This window comes from Pontibacillus yanchengensis Y32, from assembly GCF_000770635.1.
In the GTDB taxonomy this organism is placed as follows: Bacteria; Bacillota; Bacilli; order Bacillales; family BH030062; genus Pontibacillus; species Pontibacillus yanchengensis.
Map to the genome: position 1 here is coordinate 1 of NZ_AVBF01000070.1, position 17,956 is coordinate 17,956.

Annotated in this window: 17 protein-coding genes and 1 riboswitch; of the genes, 14 read left to right on the top strand and 3 right to left on the bottom strand. The window is 44.8% G+C overall.

Annotated elements, in window-relative coordinates; genetic code table 11:
* Nucleotides 1-162: 162 nt before the first annotated feature.
* Complete coding sequence (locus N782_RS17420) at nt 163-1,686, bottom strand: glycine betaine uptake BCCT transporter (RefSeq protein ID WP_036823267.1); 1,524 nt, start codon at nt 1,684-1,686, stop codon at nt 163-165.
* A gap of 241 nt (nt 1,687-1,927) precedes the next feature.
* Nucleotides 1,928-2,029, top strand: a riboswitch (purine riboswitch).
* Nucleotides 2,030-2,471: 442 nt separating this feature from the next.
* On the opposite strand from N782_RS17420, the gene purE reads away from it, so the two are divergent.
* From purE to purD, 11 genes are read left to right on the top strand one after another with little or no spacing between them, the layout of a single operon-like run.
* Nucleotides 2,472-2,960 (top strand): 5-(carboxyamino)imidazole ribonucleotide mutase, encoded by a 489-nt coding sequence (gene purE, locus N782_RS17425; RefSeq protein WP_036823270.1) that lies wholly within the window; start codon nt 2,472-2,474, stop codon nt 2,958-2,960.
* Complete coding sequence (gene purK, locus N782_RS17430) at nt 2,950-4,074, top strand: 5-(carboxyamino)imidazole ribonucleotide synthase (RefSeq protein ID WP_036823272.1); 1,125 nt, start codon at nt 2,950-2,952, stop codon at nt 4,072-4,074. Before purE ends, purK begins: the two co-directional genes overlap by 11 nt.
* Before the next feature lie 3 nt (nt 4,075-4,077).
* Nucleotides 4,078-4,797, top strand: coding sequence for a phosphoribosylaminoimidazolesuccinocarboxamide synthase (purC, locus tag N782_RS17435; protein ID WP_036823273.1), 720 nt, complete (start codon nt 4,078-4,080; stop codon nt 4,795-4,797).
* Nucleotides 4,790-5,038, top strand: coding sequence for a phosphoribosylformylglycinamidine synthase subunit PurS (gene purS / locus N782_RS17440; RefSeq protein WP_036823274.1), 249 nt, complete (start codon nt 4,790-4,792; stop codon nt 5,036-5,038). The genes purC and purS overlap by 8 nt, the downstream gene beginning before the upstream one ends.
* A complete protein-coding gene (gene purQ, locus N782_RS17445; RefSeq protein ID WP_036823276.1) occupies nt 5,038-5,721 on the top strand; it encodes a phosphoribosylformylglycinamidine synthase subunit PurQ in 684 nt (227 codons plus the stop codon). Before purS ends, purQ begins: the two co-directional genes overlap by 1 nt.
* Entirely contained in the window at nt 5,705-7,930 is a 2,226-nt protein-coding gene (gene purL / locus N782_RS17450; protein ID WP_036823278.1) for a phosphoribosylformylglycinamidine synthase subunit PurL, read from the top strand. Before purQ ends, purL begins: the two co-directional genes overlap by 17 nt.
* On the top strand, nt 7,906-9,321 hold the full coding sequence (gene purF / locus N782_RS17455; protein WP_036823280.1) for an amidophosphoribosyltransferase: 1,416 nt from the start codon (nt 7,906-7,908) through the stop codon (nt 9,319-9,321). The genes purL and purF overlap by 25 nt, the downstream gene beginning before the upstream one ends.
* Before the next feature lie 2 nt (nt 9,322-9,323).
* Nucleotides 9,324-10,358: a phosphoribosylformylglycinamidine cyclo-ligase gene (gene purM / locus N782_RS17460; RefSeq protein WP_036823282.1), complete on the top strand. Its 1,035-nt coding sequence runs from the start codon at nt 9,324-9,326 to the stop codon at nt 10,356-10,358.
* Nucleotides 10,355-10,939 carry a phosphoribosylglycinamide formyltransferase gene (gene purN, locus N782_RS17465; protein WP_036823285.1) on the top strand — a complete coding sequence of 195 codons (585 nt, stop codon included), beginning with the start codon at nt 10,355-10,357 and terminating at the stop codon, nt 10,937-10,939. The genes purM and purN overlap by 4 nt, the downstream gene beginning before the upstream one ends.
* Before the next feature lies 1 nt (nt 10,940).
* Nucleotides 10,941-12,479 (top strand): bifunctional phosphoribosylaminoimidazolecarboxamide formyltransferase/IMP cyclohydrolase, encoded by a 1,539-nt coding sequence (gene purH, locus N782_RS17470; RefSeq protein WP_036823287.1) that lies wholly within the window; start codon nt 10,941-10,943, stop codon nt 12,477-12,479.
* Nucleotides 12,480-12,497: 18 nt separating this feature from the next.
* On the top strand, nt 12,498-13,781 hold the full coding sequence (gene purD / locus N782_RS17475) for a phosphoribosylamine--glycine ligase (RefSeq protein ID WP_036823289.1): 1,284 nt from the start codon (nt 12,498-12,500) through the stop codon (nt 13,779-13,781).
* Here the strand turns inward: purD and N782_RS22165 are convergent.
* Both N782_RS22165 and N782_RS17485 read right to left on the bottom strand, forming a co-directional pair.
* A complete protein-coding gene (locus N782_RS22165; RefSeq protein WP_338048268.1) occupies nt 13,750-13,866 on the bottom strand; it encodes an EYxxD motif small membrane protein in 117 nt (38 codons plus the stop codon). The genes purD and N782_RS22165 overlap by 32 nt on opposite strands.
* 398 nt (nt 13,867-14,264) lie before the next feature.
* Complete coding sequence (locus tag N782_RS17485) at nt 14,265-14,525, bottom strand: YgaP family membrane protein (RefSeq protein ID WP_036823291.1); 261 nt, start codon at nt 14,523-14,525, stop codon at nt 14,265-14,267.
* Between the two features lie 83 nt (nt 14,526-14,608).
* On the opposite strand from N782_RS17485, the gene N782_RS17490 reads away from it, so the two are divergent.
* From N782_RS17490 to N782_RS17500, 3 genes are read left to right on the top strand one after another with little or no spacing between them, the layout of a single operon-like run.
* The gene (locus N782_RS17490) at nt 14,609-16,348 is read left to right on the top strand and encodes an adenine deaminase C-terminal domain-containing protein (protein ID WP_036823292.1); all 1,740 of its coding nucleotides are present in this window, start codon (nt 14,609-14,611) and stop codon (nt 16,346-16,348) included.
* Between the two features lie 50 nt (nt 16,349-16,398).
* Nucleotides 16,399-17,496, top strand: coding sequence for a DUF3048 domain-containing protein (locus N782_RS17495; RefSeq protein WP_036823293.1), 1,098 nt, complete (start codon nt 16,399-16,401; stop codon nt 17,494-17,496).
* 18 nt (nt 17,497-17,514) lie between these two features.
* The gene (locus N782_RS17500) at nt 17,515-17,817 is read left to right on the top strand and encodes a YerC/YecD family TrpR-related protein (RefSeq protein WP_036823294.1); all 303 of its coding nucleotides are present in this window, start codon (nt 17,515-17,517) and stop codon (nt 17,815-17,817) included.
* Nucleotides 17,818-17,956: the final 139 nt, after the last annotated feature.

Here is a 17,956-nt window from a genome sequence, read left to right on the forward strand (position 1 = left end):
CGAATCCAAGTCTTCAAGATTATGCTTCTTATCTTGAATAAAACTATTTTGATAAGTTGATTCCAAAATCAACACGAAACTTTAACAGACAACATAAAAAAGCGACCTATGAGCGGATTATAGGTCGCTTTTACTTATTGGGATATCAAGTGTCTAAATCACTTATGCTGAGTGATGTTGACTGCTTGTGCCCTCTTGTTGTTTTTTCAAATGCTTACCGTCCTCTTGCAATGCTTTGACCAGCGACCAAATCATGAAGAGGAGTATGATCGCGAACGGGAAGGCGGACACGATGGCGGAGGTTTGAAGCGCTCCTAAACCTCCAGACCTTAATAGCACTGCTGCAATAGATGCTTGAATGATTCCCCAGCTTAGCTTAACCACGTTTGGTGGGTTAAGGCTACCGTTCGTTGTTTGCATTCCTAGTACGAATGTTGCAGAGTCAGCAGATGTGATGAAGAATGTGCTGATAAGAAGGATTGCAACAATGGTAATAAGCATGCCCATTGGAAGACCTTCTAATGTTCCAAATAGAGCCTGTTCAGTAGCCAGATCAGTTAGACCAGTGTTTTGCCCGCTTAGTTCTTGATTTAAGCTTGTACCACCAAATACTGCGAACCAGAATGCACTGAATAAGCTTGGTAGAATTAGAACGCCTAATACGAATTCACGGATTGTACGTCCTTTGGAAACACGTGCAATGAACGTACCAACGAATGGTGACCATGAAGTAAACCAAGCCCAATAGAATACGGTCCAGCCTTGAATCCACTCGTTTTGTTCCGAGCTCAATGGCGCCATTTGGAAGGTCATCATTGGAAGGTTCTGTATATAAGAGCCTAGGGTACTAGAGAAAATGTTCATGATAAAGACAGTAGGTCCTAGGACTAGCGTTAGGATGATAAGAGTACCAGCCAGAACGATGTTGGCATTACTCAAGTATTTAATACCCTTACCAATTCCACTCCATGCGGAAATCATGAATAGAACCGTAACGGCAATAATGATGATAAATTGTGTCGTAAAGTTGTTTTCAACGGGGCTAATGAAACTGATTCCCCCACTGATTTGTTGCGCGCCTAACCCTAATGATGTAGCCACACCAAAGATTGTGGCGAATACTGCAATAACATCGATTGTTTTACCAAATGCGCCATTAATCTTATCACCTAGTAGTGGCTGGAATGTTGCACTAATAACACCTGGTGCTTGGCGGCGGAATTTGAAATATGCAATGGCAAGGGCAATAACGGTGTAAATAGCCCAAACGTGAATACCCCAGTGGAAGAAGGCATAACGCATTGCTTCCTTCGCTGCTGCCTTTGTCTCCGGATCTCCAGTTGGAGGCGTAGCAAAGTGAGCAAGTGGTTCTGCAGACCCCCAGAATACGAGTCCAATTCCCATACCTGCACTAAATAGCATAGCGAACCATGTAATTTTATTATATTCGGGCTTTTCGTCTGGTTGGCCCAATTTCATTTTTCCATATGGACTCACGATTAAGTAAATGGAAAATATAACAAAGATAGCAATCGTTAGTAGATAGAACCACCCAAATTTATCCGTTAGGAATCCTTGTAATTCCCCTGAATTTGTTGCTAGATGTTCTGGAGCAACAACACCCCATATTACAAATATGGCAGCTAGGGCGATTGAGATCCAGAATACTGATGATACCTTATTCATGTAATCCCCTTTCTGGTAAAGTTAGACTTTTTGTTAAGTTTAAACTGTATATACGTTTCATACCGGATATAAGTTTAACACTTTTTGAAAATTCGTCAATAAATAAGTGTTTTCAGCAAAAAATCTATAATAGAATCGAAACGTGTCGATTGATGCAATTCACGAACAATAGGGTTATTTAAATAAATGAACGTTCGAATTTAAGTTGACTTGTTTTTGTGATTACTGTTACGATGGAAGTGGAAATTATAAATAGCGACCTCATATAATCTCGGGGATATGGCCCGTAAGTCTCTACCTGACGACCGTTAATCGTTGGACTATGAGGGAAGATAACGTGCACATAGTCAGGGGACCTCTATCTTTTTAGGTAGAGGGAGACTTTTACGGGATGCGCCTATATCTTCTCTCTTAGTGAGAGTATGATATAGGCGCATTTTTTTATGCAAGGTTCTGGCGCTTACCTCCTTAGGGTCTTAAGCAAATCCTTTTTATGGTAAGAATCGCCACGAAGCGGCATTGCTTAAGCCTGTCGGAGGTGAGCGAGGCGCTTGCGCATTTCTAGTGTCTAGCTCCAGCGCCCAGCGACTAGCAAACTTCCTGCTCCTCCTTACGATAAGTCAACATCGGATCGCTACCGCTCTCCGTGTTTCCTTTATCTCATACGGAGCCGTCCAGTTTGTACGTCGCTAGCAGGGCGCTTGCGCTTTTCATATATACAAAGATGAATAACAAACCATATATAATAGGAAGTTTTTGAAAATAATAGGGTGAGGTGATGGATGATGGCTAAGGTTGGAGTTGTGATGGGAAGCTTGTCTGATTGGGAAACGATGAAATCTTCGTGTGAGATGTTGGATCACTTTGAGATTGGGTATGAGAAGGAGATTTTATCTGCTCATCGTACGCCGGATGATATGTTTCAATACGCAGAAACTGCACGGGATAGAGGGTTGAAGGTTATTATCGCTGGTGCTGGTGGAGCGGCTCATTTACCTGGGATGCTCGCTTCAAAAACGACATTGCCAGTCATTGGTGTTCCTGTTTCTTCTAAGCTGGATGGCTATGATTCGTTATTATCGATTGTACAAATGCCGGGAGGAGTTCCGGTGGCTACGGTAGCGATTGGAGCTTCTGGAGCGAAGAATGCTGGGATTTTGGCAACTGAGATGATTGGGGCTTTTGATGAGGAAATAGCGGAAAAGTTAGCTGCCTATAAACAAGAGTTAAAGGATCGTGTAGATGGGATGAGGGAGGAATTACATGAGTCGTAGTCTTTTTCCAGGTCAGACGATAGGGATTTTGGGTGGTGGACAGCTAGGTAAGATGATGGCAATCGAGGCTAAGCAAATGGGCTATCGGGTTGCTGTATTGGATCCAACGCCAAATGCCCCATGTGCGCAAGTAGCAGATGAGCACATCCAAGCGGCTTTGGATGATGTGGAGGCTGCCATTCGACTAGCAGACATCGCAGACGTCATTACCTATGAATTTGAAAATGTAGATTTACAGCTTGCGAATGAACTAGAAAAGCGAGAAAAGCTGCCGCAAGGGTCGTACGCGCTAAAGGTTACGCAGGATCGTGGCAATGAAAAGCTTGTGCTAACAGAAGCTGGGGTGCCAGTGGCTCCTTACCGTTTAGTAGAAACTATCTCTGAAATGCATGAAGCTGTTGCTCAGCTAGGATATCCTTGTGTCGTGAAAACAACGCGAGGGGGATATGACGGAAAAGGTCAGCACAAGCTTGATTCAGAGGAAGACCTACAAGAAGCGGAAGACATCCTCCGTAACAATCCACCATGTGTGGTAGAAGCTTGGCTTCCGTTTGATATGGAGATTTCCGTTGTCATGACAAGGGGCGTCGATGGTGAGCTTAAGATGTTTCCGGTTCCAGAGAACATTCATGAAGATCATATCTTACGTCAAAGTATTGTACCTGCACGAGTGAGTGCGCCTATCCTTAATCAGGCAAAGGAAGCTGCACAGTCTATTGCAGATCGATTGCAATTTCTGGGGACGTTTGCAGTGGAGATGTTTGTTGTGGGGGATGAGGTTTATGTAAACGAAATGGCTCCAAGGCCTCATAACTCAGGTCATTACACAATCGAAGCTTGTAATGTATCTCAGTTTGGTCAGCATATTCGGGCTATTTGCGGGTTACCTTTACTCGAAATTCAAGCTCCATATGCAGCAGTCATGACGAACATTTTAGGTCATGAAATCGAACCCTATTTAGAAGACACAACACCTTTTAAAGGAAAGCATGTTCATTTATACGGCAAAGATGGTGTGAAACCAAAACGAAAGCTAGGTCATACGACAGTGGTAGGAACGAGCGTAGATGCATTGCTACAAACCGTTCAGCACACTAGTAATCGAGGAGGATAAGGCATGAAGAGCGCGTTGTTATACGAGGGAAAAGCAAAGAAGGTTCATTCGGTTGTAGGGGAAGAAGGTCAGTTGATTCTCGAGTACAAAGATGACGCTACCGCGTTTAATGGCGAGAAGCATAAGATTTTTAAAGGCAAGGGTCGATTAAACAACCTAATCTCCTCTCATATCTTTCACTATTTACATGAAAAAGGGGTAGCTTCTCACTTTATTCAAGCCTTATCCGATACAGAGCAGTTAGTCTATCAAACTCATATTATTCCGATTGAAGTAGTGGTTCGAAACATTGCCACAGGAAGTCTGACGAAGCGCCTTGGTATCACAGAGGGAGCGGTGTTCCACGAGCCTCTTGTCGAGCTGTACTACAAAGAGGATGCGCTAAACGATCCTCTGATGAATGATGACCATGCCAAATATATAACGGGTATCAGTGAGGGTGAACTGGAATTCATCAAGGAACAAGCAAGAAACATCAACCATCATTTACAAGTGATGTACCAAAAAATAGGCGTGAAGCTAGTAGATTTCAAGCTGGAATTTGGCCGTTTGCATGATGGCAGTATTGTGTTGTCCGATGAAATCTCTCCTGATACGTGCAGGCTATGGGAAGAAGAGACCGGTCGCAAGATGGATAAAGATGTTTTCCGTAATGATATTGAAGATTTAGTTGAAATCTATGACACGATTTGGAAACGAATGGAGGCGAATGTACATGTATAAAGTGAAGGTGTATGTAACGTTAAAAGAGGGAGTTTTAGATCCACAGGGAAAAGCAATTCAACAGTCTCTTAGCTCGTTATCTTATCAAGAAGTAGAAGAAGTACGAGTTGGAAAATATATTGAGTTATTCGTCGAGCCTCATGAGCAGCTAGAGGAACGGATCAACAAAATGTGTGATGAACTGTTAGCTAATCCAGTCATTGAAGAGTATCAGTACGAAATTGAGGAGGCTGTTCGCTAGTGAAATTCGCTGTCATCGTTTTTCCAGGATCCAATTGTGACCGTGATATGCTGTATGCCATTACGGATGCGTTGCAGGAAGAGGCTCACTTCGTATGGCACTCTGAATCTGATTTGTCTTCCTATGATGCCATTCTACTTCCAGGTGGCTTCTCTTATGGCGATTACCTTAGGTCCGGTGCTATGAGCTCAACCTCTCCTGTTATGAAAGCTGTAAAAGCAGAAGTGGGAAAAGGGAAGCCAGTTTTAGGCGTTTGCAACGGGTTCCAAATTTTATTAGAAGCTGGGTTGTTACCTGGTGCGATGCTTCCTAATGAAAATCTATCGTTTATCTGTCGCAACATCCCACTCCGTGTGGAACGTCAGGATACGATGTTTACCAGTGCATTCGATGAGAAGGAAGCTATCACGCTACCAATCGCCCATGGTGATGGCAATTACTTTTGCGATGATGCTACCTATCAATCTTTAGTAGACAACAACCAAATCGTCTTTACGTATCCATCCAATCCAAATGGTTCGGTCCATGATATTGCCGGGATTTGTAATGAACAAGGAAATGTCCTCGGGATGATGCCGCACCCTGAACGAGCGGTAGAGGCGTTGCTAGGTTCAACAGACGGACTAAAAATCTTTCAATCTATTTTGACCAACTGGAGGGAAGCACATGTACTCAACACTTGATATCAGCCCAGAGAAAATCGACCACGATCAACTGTACAAAGAGATGGGATTAACAGACGAGGAGTTTGCTTCCATTAAAACGATTCTAGGCCGAAGTCCGAATTATACCGAAACAGGATTGTTTTCCGTCATGTGGTCAGAACACTGTAGCTATAAAAACTCTAAGCCACTTTTGAAGAAGTTCCCAACGACAGCTCCACACGTGCTACAAGGTCCTGGAGAAGGAGCGGGGATTATTGATATTGGGGATGACAAAGCGATTGTATTTAAAATCGAAAGTCATAACCATCCGTCAGCGATTGAGCCTTATCAAGGGGCGGCTACAGGCGTTGGAGGCATTTTACGAGACGTCTTTTCCATGGGGGCTCGTCCAATCGCGCTATTGAATTCCCTTCGTTTTGGCGAGTTAACGTCAGAACGAGTGAAATACCTTTTCCGAGAAGTCGTCCATGGTATTTCCGGTTACGGGAATTGCGTCGGCGTACCAACTGTCGGAGGAGAAGTGCAGTTTGACGATTGCTATGAAGGCAACCCTTTAGTAAATGCGATGTGCGTTGGTCTTATCGATCAAAAGGATATTCAAAAAGGAATCGCAACTGGCATTGGCAACTCGGTTATGTACGTTGGTGCACCAACAGGTCGTGATGGTATCCATGGTGCTACGTTTGCGTCTGAAGAGTTATCTGATGAGTCAGCTAGTAAACGTCCCTCTGTCCAGGTCGGGGATCCGTTCATGGAGAAGCTTTTGATCGAAGCGTGTTTAGAGATTACTCAGTGTGATGCCCTTGTCGGCATGCAGGATATGGGTGCTGCTGGGTTAACGTCATCTGCGAGTGAGATGGCTAGTAAATCAGGTACAGGAATTGAAATGATCATGGATGATGTGCCGCAGCGCGAACGAAACATGACACCATATGAATTGATGCTCTCGGAGTCACAGGAACGGATGCTGTTAATCGTTGAAAAAGGTCGCGAATCAGAGATAGAAGCAATAGTTGAAAAATATGATCTTCGTGCCAGTACAATCGGGCAAGTAATCGATGATCAAGTGCTTCGCTTACGCTTTCAGGATGAAACAGTAGCGGAGGTTCCGGTAGATGCGCTGGCAGAGGAAGCGCCTGTTTACTATCAAGATTCCAGACAGCCTGACTACTACACAGCGTTTCAACAACAAGCTCCTTATCACCCTCATGTAGAAGACGCAGAAGAGATGATCATGACGCTTCTCCAGCAGTCAACGATTGCTAGTAAAGAATGGGTATATGATCAGTATGACACGATGGTCGGCACGAATACAGTTGTGACCCCTGGTTCTGATGCAGCGGTGCTTCGTATTCGAGAAACGAACAAAGCCATTGCTATGACGACGGATTGTAATTCTCGCTATATCTATTTAGATCCAAGCGTCGGTGGAAAAATTGCTGTCGCTGAAGCGGCCCGTAATATCGTCTGTTCTGGTGGGAAGCCATTAGCGCTAACCGATTGCTTGAACTTTGGAAGTCCTGATATTCCGGAGAACTACTGGCAAATGGAGAAAACCGTAGAAGGAATGAGTGAAGCATGTTCCAGCCTTACCACACCTGTCATTAGTGGAAATGTGTCGCTCTATAACGGTTCCAACAATCAATCGATTTTTCCAACGCCAGTTGTGGGCATGGTTGGGCTGATTGACGATGTTCAACACATCACTCGCCAAGGATTCCGTCAGGAGGGTGACGCTATCTATGTACTGGGCGATACAGCTCCGGAATTTGGAGGCAGTGAGCTGCAAAAAGTGCTCGAGGGTACGTACTTTGGAACACCACCAAGTCTTGATATGGAAGTAGAACAAGTACGCCAAACACAACTTCTAGAAGCCATTCAAAGCGGTTATGTATCTTCTGCTCATGACATTGCAGAAGGTGGCTTGGCCGTAGCGCTTGCGGAGTGTCTTTTTGATGCGGAGGTAGGTTGTGATGTGCGATTAGAGGGAGAAGCAACAACCGAGCTATTTAGCGAGAGTCAATCTCGATTTATTGTCTCTGTATCTCCGGAAAATAAAGAGCATTTTGAAAAAGTCGTATCTGGTGCGCGACATATAGGTGTTGTAACGGCAACAGAAACGATGTCGATTCAAATCAACAAGGAACAGGCTATATCCTTAGCAACAAAAGACATGAAGGAAGCCTGGAGGGAGGCGATTCCATGCCAGCTGAAATCAAAGGACTAAATGAAGAATGTGGTGTATTTGCAGTCTGGGGGCATGAGGATGCCGCGCAAATCACGTATTATGGCTTGCATAGCTTGCAGCATAGAGGCCAAGAAGGTGCAGGGATTGTTGCGTCAGATGGAGAGAACTTGCATTTAGAAAAAGGTCTTGGACTTATTACAGAAGTGTTCCAAGAGAAGAATTTCGATCGCTTACATGGCCGTGCAGCACTTGGCCATGTCCGCTATGCCACACAAGGGGACGGGGGCTATGATAATGTCCAGCCTCTTTTATTCCGTTCTCAATCTGGCGGTCTTGCCCTTGCTCATAATGGAAATCTCGTTAATGCTCAAGCGTTAAAAAGTCAGCTAGAGGCGCAAGGGAGTATTTTGCAAACGACGTCAGATACAGAGGTGATTGCCCACTTAATCAAACGTAGTGGTAACCTTCCATTGAATGACCGTATCAAGCAAGCCTTATCGATGCTGAAAGGAGCTTATGCGCTAGCAATCATGACAGAAGACCAACTGTTCGTCGCACAAGACCCGAGAGGATTACGCCCTCTTTCTATCGGTCAAATGGGTGATGGGTATGTGGTCTCCTCTGAGACATGCGCGTTTGATGTAGTCGGAGCAGAGTACATTCGCGATGTTGAGCCTGGGGAGATGCTGATGATTAACGAGGAAGGCATTCACGCGGACAGGTTTTCAGCGCCGATTCAACGTACAACATGTTCGATGGAATATGTCTATTTTTCCCGTCCAGATAGCAATATCGATGGCATCAATGTCCACTCCTCCCGTAAACGGATGGGGAAACAGTTAGCGCAGGAAGCTCCGATTGATGCGGATATCGTCACGGGTGTACCGGATTCCAGTATTTCTGCAGCAATTGGTTATGCAGAAGAATCGGGTATCCCATATGAACTCGGACTTATCAAAAATCGCTATGTAGGCAGGACGTTTATTCAGCCTTCCCAAGAGCTACGTGAGCAAGGTGTGAAGATGAAATTGTCTGCTGTAAGAGGGATTGTCGAAGGGAAGCGTGTCGTGATGGTCGATGATTCCATCGTACGCGGGACGACGAGTCGCCGGATTGTCCGCATGTTAAAAGAAGCAGGCGCTTTGGAGGTCCATGTTCGAATCGGAGCTCCGCCGATCAAGAATCCTTGCTACTATGGCATCGACACCTCCACGACGTCCGAATTGATAGCTGGCAGTAAAAGTGTGAGTGAAATTGAAGAGATGATTGAAGCAGATAGCTTAGCGTATCTATCTGTGGACGGTCTGGAATCAGCAATTGGGAAAAAAGAAGAGTCGATTAAGCATGGCCACTGTCAGGCGTGTTTCACAGGTTCATATCCTACTGAAATTTTTCCGAATACATTGCATCCACACGATAAGGAGGTGTAACGATGCGAGATCAATACAAACAGGCAGGCGTTGATGTAGAAGCGGGATATCAAGCTGTTGATCGAATGAAACAGCACGTGAAGCGCACCCATCGCCGTGAGGTCATGGGAGGATTAGGAAGCTTTGGTGGCATGTTCGATTTTTCCATGCTATCCTACAAGGAACCTGTCCTTATCTCTGGTACGGATGGGGTTGGCACCAAATTGAAGCTCGCCTTTGATATGAATCGTCACGACACCATTGGTATTGATGCCGTTGCTATGTGTGTGAACGATATTGTAGCTCAAGGAGCAGAGCCGTTATTTTTTCAAGATTACATTGCTTGTGGGAAAAATGAACCCGAACGCATTGAGGCAATCGTCAAAGGAATCGCAGATGGATGTGAACAGTCCGGTTGCGCATTAATTGGCGGCGAAACAGCCGAGATGCCTGGTATGTATAAGGAAGAAGAGTATGACCTGGCCGGGTTTGTCGTTGGCGGAGCCGAGAAAAGCCAACTAATAACAGGAAAAGACGTGAACGCTGGCGATGTCCTAATTGGGCTAGCATCAAGTGGCGTTCATTCCAATGGGTTCTCGTTGGTTCGAAAGTGGATCGAGGAGTATGGATTGGACTTACAGGCGGGTTATAAATGTCTTGATCAAACGTTTGATCAATCGTTAGGTGACGTTCTGTTAACCCCGACGAAGATCTATACGAAAGCCATTCAAGAAGTGCAGCAACACGTTACCATCAAAGCCATTTCCCATATTACAGGTGGGGGATTTGAAGAAAATATTCCACGCATGTTTGATGATGCATATGGAGCTTCTATTGAAAAAGGCAGTTGGCCTGTTCCATCGGTTTTTACCTTTTTTAGTGAGGTGACAGGGATGGAGGAGCAGGACATGATGAGCATTTTTAACATGGGGATTGGCATGGTCCTAGCTGTATCTCCAGAGGATGCTGATGCTGCTATCGCTGCGATTCAACAGGCAGGAGAAGAAGCCTATACCATTGGAACCGTTATCGAAGGGCAAGGGGTGACGTACCGATGAGGCCTCGTTTAACGAACATTGCCGTATTTGCCTCTGGAAGTGGATCGAATTTTGATGCAATCGCTCAAGAAGCAACAGCTGGACGTCTTCCTTGCCAGGTGAAAGTGCTCGTATGTGACCGAGAGAATGCACCTGTGAAGGAAAAAGCGGAAGCGCTAGGGATTCCTGTGTTTTCCTTCCGTCCACGTGATTATGAACAGAAAGCGGACTTTGAAGCGGAAATCGTTCAAGTTTTGAAAGAAGCAGAGGTTGACCTGATTGCCTTAGCTGGATATATGCGCCTCGTCGGTCCCACACTACTGAAAGCGTATGAAGGTCGGATTATGAATATCCACCCCTCTCTATTACCAGCATTCCCGGGAAAACATGCAGTCGAGCAAGCAATTGAAGCGAATGTAAAAGTTACGGGGGTTACCGTTCACCTCGTTGACGAAGGAATGGATACTGGGCCTATTATCGAACAAGAGGTTGTTCGCATCCAAGCTACAGACGATGCCCAATCCTTACAGAAAAAAATCCAACAGATAGAGCACCGACTCTATCCAGCAGTCATTCAACAATTTGTAGAAGGAGAGATCTAACGTGGCTCAGACAAAGCGCGCACTACTAAGTGTATCGAATAAAGAAGGTATTGTAGAATTTGCTACCCAATTAACCCAACTCGGTTATGAGCTTGTCTCAACTGGTGGCACGAAACGTACTCTAGAGGAAGCAGGTGTGAAGGTTACAGGCATTTCTGATGTGACCGAATTTCCTGAAATTTTACAAGGAAGAGTCAAGACACTGCACCCTCATATACATGCCGGCCTGTTGGCTCAAAAAACAAATCAAGATCACATACAACAACTAGAAGAGCTTGGAATAACAGGGATAGACTTAGTGGTTGTGAACTTATATCCATTCAAAGAAACCATCGCAAAAGAAGGCATTACAGAAGTGGATGCGATTGAAAATATCGACATCGGTGGACCTACCATGCTTCGCGCGGCTGCGAAAAACTTCGAACACGTAACAGTTGTCGTACAGCCAGAAACCTACAGCGAAGTGCTCTCTTACTTACAGGAAGGCGATGTGCCTGTTTCCTACAAAAAGCAGCTAGCAGCGAAAGTGTTCCAGCACACAGCAAGCTATGATGCCCACATTGCCAATTACTTCGCAGATGCGATCGAAGAAGAAGCTCCTGCGCAATTGACAAAAACGTATGAAAAAGTTCAGTCGTTACGCTATGGCGAAAATCCGCACCAGCAAGCTGCCTTTTATCAAGATCCATTATATAAAGGTGTATCCCTTGCTCACGCAGAGCAGTTGAATGGTAAGGAATTATCCTTTAACAATATTCAGGATGCCAATGCAGCCCTTTCCATGGTGCTTGATTTCACAGAACCTGCAGCGATAGCGGTGAAGCATATGAATCCTTGTGGTGTTGGTGTAGCTGATGAATTGTTAGGTGCGTATGAGCGAGCGTATGCAGCGGACCCGGTATCGATTTTTGGTGGAATTGTTGCTGTGAACCGTGAAGTAGATGAGGCGACGGCTGCTAAAATGAAGGAAATATTCCTTGAGATCATTATTGCGCCATCCTTTTCCCAGGAAGCCCTTGATGTGTTAACGCAAAAGAAAAACTTACGTCTGCTTAAAGTGGACATGGATAAGGAGAAAACATCTGACCAACAGCTTGCGACGGTTCGTGGTGGATTGCTCGTACAAGATGTGGACCAAGGTACGCTAGATGACGTGACGACGTCTGTTCCAACCGATCGTCAGCCAACCGAGCAAGAATGGGAAGACTTGAAGCTTGCTTGGAAAGTCGTAAAGCATGTGAAATCCAATGCGATTGTCGTCGCAAAAAGGAATCAAACAGTTGGCGTAGGCGCTGGACAAATGAACCGCGTAGGTGCTGCGAAAATCGCCTTTGAACAGGCGGGAGATCATTCTAATGGAGCGGCTCTTGCTAGTGACGCATTTTTCCCAATGCCAGATACAGTCGAAGAGGCAGCAAAAGCTGGCGTGACGACGATTATTCAGCCAGGTGGCTCTAAGCGTGATCAAGATTCCATTGATGCATGTAATCAGCACAGCATTGCCATGGTGTTTACTGGCATGCGTCACTTTAAACACTAAATAAAAGGGAGCGATTGGATGAATATACTCGTTGTTGGAGGCGGAGGCCGTGAGCATAGTATCGTGCAAGCCTTGTTGAAGAGTGACAAGGTGCAAACCGTTTACGCTGCTCCTGGTAACTATGGCATGACAGAAGCAGAGATTGTCCCCATTTCTGCGACGGACCCTGTGAATTTGATTGAGTTTGCAAGGGAGAAGGAGATGGACTTGACGATTGTTGGACCTGAGATCCCTCTTTTAGACGGAGTCGTCAACGCATTTCAAGAGGCTGGGCTTAAGGTATTCGGCCCTACACAAGAAGCAGCTCTCATTGAAGGAAGTAAGGCTTATGCGAAAACCTTGATGGAGCAATACGACATTCCAACTGCTTCCTATCAAACCTGTACCTCTACCGTTCAGGCGAAGGACTATGTAGTGGAAAAAGGCGCACCCATTGTAGTGAAGGCTGATGGCTTGGCTGCTGGAAAAGGTGTCACGGTAGCCATGACACAGGAAGAAGCCTTTCAAGCTATTGATTCCATTATGGAGGATGAACAATTTGGTTCGGCAGGTTCTCAAGTAGTGGTGGAAGAGTTTTTGGATGGAGAAGAATTTTCATTGATGGCATTTGTGAATGGGGAAGAGGTCTATCCGATGATTCCTGCTCAAGATCATAAACGAGCATTTGATGGGGATGAAGGTCCAAATACAGGCGGCATGGGTGCTTATGCGCCAGTTCCATCTCTATCGGAATCCTATATAGAGGAAGCGATAGTGACTATTTTAAAGCCTACAGCTAGGGCTCTCGTGCAGGAAGGTCGCCCATTTACGGGGATTTTATATGCAGGGTGTATTAAGACGGATAAAGGGCCTAAAGTCATCGAATTTAATGCACGCTTCGGAGATCCAGAAACACAAGTCGTGCTCCCATTGATGGAAAATGACCTCCTTCAGGTTGTCGAGGATGTCATGGTAGGAAAAGACCCACAGCTTAGCTGGAAAGAGGCCTACTGTGCAGGCGTTGTGCTAGCATCTGAAGGCTATCCTGGTTCGTATGAAAAAGGAAACCCTGTACCGGAATTACCTGATAATCAGCAAAACAAATTCACCATATATGCAGGCGTAAGTAAGCACGAAGACAGGCTAGTATCCAATGGGGGGAGAGTCCTGCTCGTCGGTGCACTGGCTCCTACATTGAAAGATGCTGTTGCAAACGTATATGACACATTTTCATCTGTAACGATCGATGAAGACGCATTCTTTTACAGAAAAGACATTGCTCATAAAGCCCTTAACTCTTCCGCTTCTTGTGAATATAAATAAAAGCTATAGCCACAATGCTCCCGATGATTGTAGCAAGTACAAAGGTCATATCTGTTAAATATTCCGTGATGTTCAATTCATTCAATGGTTGTTCCTCCTTATTGATGCGCCCGGTCCAGGACCGGGCGTGTTTTTAATTGGTGTGTTGCGGGTATCCGCTAGTATGGAGCGGAAATCCGTCAGCCTTGTGTGGATATCCGCTGTTATGGAGCGGGAATCCGCCACTATTTGGTGGTTATCCGCTGTTATGGAGCGGGAATCCGTCACTTTTGTGAGGATATCCGCTGGTATGGGGCGGAAATCCGCCACTATTTGGTGGTTATCCGCTAGTATGGAGCGGAAATCCGTCACTATTGAGAGGAAATCCGCTGGTAAGGAGCAGGAATCCGTCACTATTTGGTGGTTATCCGCTGGTATAGAGCGGAAATCCGTCACTATGATGGGGAATACCCTCTACCACAAAGTGGCCTCCCGCCACTACTGCTAAGACGGATTATAGTAACCGTCCTGCTGCTCTTCTTCATGATCCTCATCTTCACGATTCATCATATATTCACAAACCGCTGTTAGAGGGCAATACCTTACAATTCCCTCTGCCACTTTCATGGAAGAAATCATGATCATGAACCAGTGACCTTGGCGCCATGGTCTCCGCACCATTTTAGCTGTGCTGTAGCAAAGCATCGTTAAGCCTACGGTAATTCGGATCATGGCATTGATGATGCCGATATTTTGACGTACCATTTTTTCACATTCCCTTCAAAACGTTAATGCAGCAAACTTCTCTGATGTGTTAAACTAGAAAAAAAGCAATGGAGGACTACACGATGAACGAACACCGATATAGATGGCGCAACCGACAGCTACGTGAACATGTCGCTGTAGTAGACGGTCACGTGCTGCCAACAATCGTATTAACCAATGCAACGTATTTGAACGTATACATGAAACGATGGATGCAGGCTCATATTTGGATTTATGAGGATCGCATTGTGTATGTTGGAGACAAACTTCCTGAACAGAACGATACAACAGAGTTTGTGGATTGCTCTGACCAGTATTTGGTTCCAGGTTACATCGAACCTCATGTCCATCCATTTCAGTTATATAATCCCCATCGACTGGCTCAATATGCATCGCAAACAGGGACAACTACGTTAATCAATGACAACCTAGTGTTGCTTTTTTTATTGGAAACTAAGAAAGCGTTTTCTTTGTTAGAAGATCTAAATGAATTACCTGTTTCGCTGTATTGGTGGAGTCGATTTGATTCCCAATCTGCCTTGCAGGACGAGGATACATTTATAAAAGAAGAACAAGTCCTTCAATGGCTTGACCATGACGCTGTGTTACAAGGAGGCGAACTTACGTCATGGCCGAGTGTGTTAAAGGACGATGACCGCGTTTTACACTGGATGCAAGAAACGAAACGTGCCCGTAAACCGGTCGAAGGACATTTTCCGGGTGCTTCTGTGAAAACTTTAACGAAGATGAAACTCCTTGGAACAGATGGCGACCATGAAGCCATGACAGGGGAAGAAGTATTTAACAGGCTTAGCTTAGGATACAGCGTTGCTTTACGTTATTCTTCCATCAGGCCGGACCTTCCAAAGATCATTCAGGAAATGCATGAATTAGGCATTGATCGTTATGATGACATGATGATGACAACCGATGGCAGTACTCCTTCTTTTTATGAACAAGGAATTATGGACCGTTGTATCGAAATTGCATTAGAGAACGGCATCCCTGACGTGGAAGCATATAGTATGGCTTCCTATAATGCCGCCAAGTACTTTGGGATGGAGCATCGTATTGGTAGCATTGGTCCAGGCCGTGTAGCGCACATTAATTTTCTGAATGCTAAGGATGAACCAACGCCACATTCAGTTATCGCAAGAGGAAAATGGGTGAAGCGGGACGGAGAATCCGTAGATGGTAATGAGTCATTTGATTGGGACGAACACGAAATGGGTCCGTTACAGTTTGATTGGGAAATGGAGGACAAAGACTTCCAATTTTCCTTACCACTAGGGCTGGAAATGGTGAATGATGTTATTTTAAAACCATATCCTGTTCAAGTTGAATTGGCTTCGAATGAGGTGAGCACAGAGGATGAAGCGTTCTTGATGCTTGTCGACCGAGATGGAGAATGGAAAGTGAATACGATGTTAAAAGGCTTCACCACATCATTAGGAGGGTTGGTAAGCTCCTACTCCAATACTGGTGATTTCGTGTTAATTGGGAAACGTAAGCAGGATATGAAGCTGGCTTTTCAACGGATGAAAGAATTAGGGGGAGGAATTGTTCTCGCACATGAAGGAGAAATCATTTATGAGCTTCCACTACCTATTGCAGGAATGATGTCAGACGAACCGATGGATCGATTGATGGAACAAGAAAAAGAATTGAAACGCATCGTAGCAGAACATGGATTTCCTTTTGATGATCCAGTTTATACGTTGTTGTTTCTTTCTTCTACTCACTTACCGTTTATTCGAATCACACCAAAAGGAATTATGGATGTGAAAAAGAAAGAGGTACTCTTTCCTGCAATAATGCGTTAAAATATGAAATAGGTTAAAGAAATAGTTTTGAAAAAAAGGGTGTAGGTATGATGCAAAAACGTCTAATCTTACTATTTCTTCTAGCTTTTCCACTTATATTAGCTGCATGCGCAGATAATTCTTCTAGAGAAGCACAAAATGTAGAAACAATCGATCGAGATAAAACAACCGTGCAACAGGAAGAGGATGGGGGAAATACGAAAGAAGAAAAGCAAAAACAAAAGCCAGAATATGAAAATATGTACCCTCTAACAGGAGAACCTACAAATGAAGATGTGAATCACCGTATTGTGGCGGTTATGGTGAATAATCACTCTTTTGCCCAACCGCAAACAGGGTTAACGAAGGCAGATATGGTCTATGAAGTGTTAGCGGAAGGGCAAATCACTCGATTCGTCGCTTTTTATCATAGTGACATGCCTGAGGTAGTAGGTCCTGTCCGAAGTGCAAGGAAATATTATATCAATATTGCTGAAGGCTACAATGCACTATACCTGTATCATGGAGCGGCTACATATATTGAGAATCAACTCAAGCAAGGTTGGATTGACCGCCTGAATGGGATGTATTATGACAATAATGGCACGTTATTCAAACGAGACAACTCTCGAAAGCCACCACATAACTCCTATCTCCAGATGGATGGCGTATATAAGACAGCCGAATCGAAAGGAATTGAAGTCGAAACAGATCATAAACCACTTCCTTTCCTAAATACTCAAGAGGTAGAAGGGTTAAGTGGAGAAACAGCAACCGATGTAAAAATCACATACTCTACTACACCTCAAGAGACAGTCACCTATAGATATGACCAAGCTACTAAGAAATACGAGAGATACAGTGACGGCGATAAAACAGTCGACAGAGAGACGAACGAACCGATGACCGTTGATAACGTATTCATCGTTGAAACAGGCCATAAAATCATTGATAACGTTGGTCGCCGAGCAGTAGATTTAGACACCGGGGGTAACGGGTATCTACTACAAAGAGGGAAAATGCAAGAAGTTCAATGGAAAAATGTAAACGGACGAATTCTTCCATACAAGGATGGGAAGAAACTAGGGTTTGTCCCAGGAAAAACGTGGGTGAACATTGTCCCTGAAAGTCCTGGAATCCAACAATCCGTAAACATGAGTGCGCAATAGACAAAAGGAGTGTCAGAGATGCAAATTGATAAGTTACGTGGAAAGGAACTAGACCAACTATTTAAAGCAATTCTATCACTAGAAACAGTCGAAGAATGCTATGAATTTTTCGATGACCTAGCAACCATGAACGAAGTGCAATCGTTGGCCCAGCGCCTAGAAGTAGCGCGCATGCTCCGCGATGGCCATACGTACCATAAAATCGAGGAAGACACAGGCGCATCAACAGCAACTATCTCCCGTGTGAAGCGTTGCCTGAACTATGGAAATGACGCTTATGTCATGGCCCTAGACCGCGTTGCCGAAAATGAACAAGAATAAGGTAGACCCCTGCTCAGGTGAGTGGGGGTTTTTTAGTTTGCTGCGGTTGGGGTGCTGTTGCGGGGATGAGGGAGGTGCTGCGGGGATCGGGGATTAAGTCTATATAATTGTGTAAAAAAGTAAGACATAAAAAAAGGGC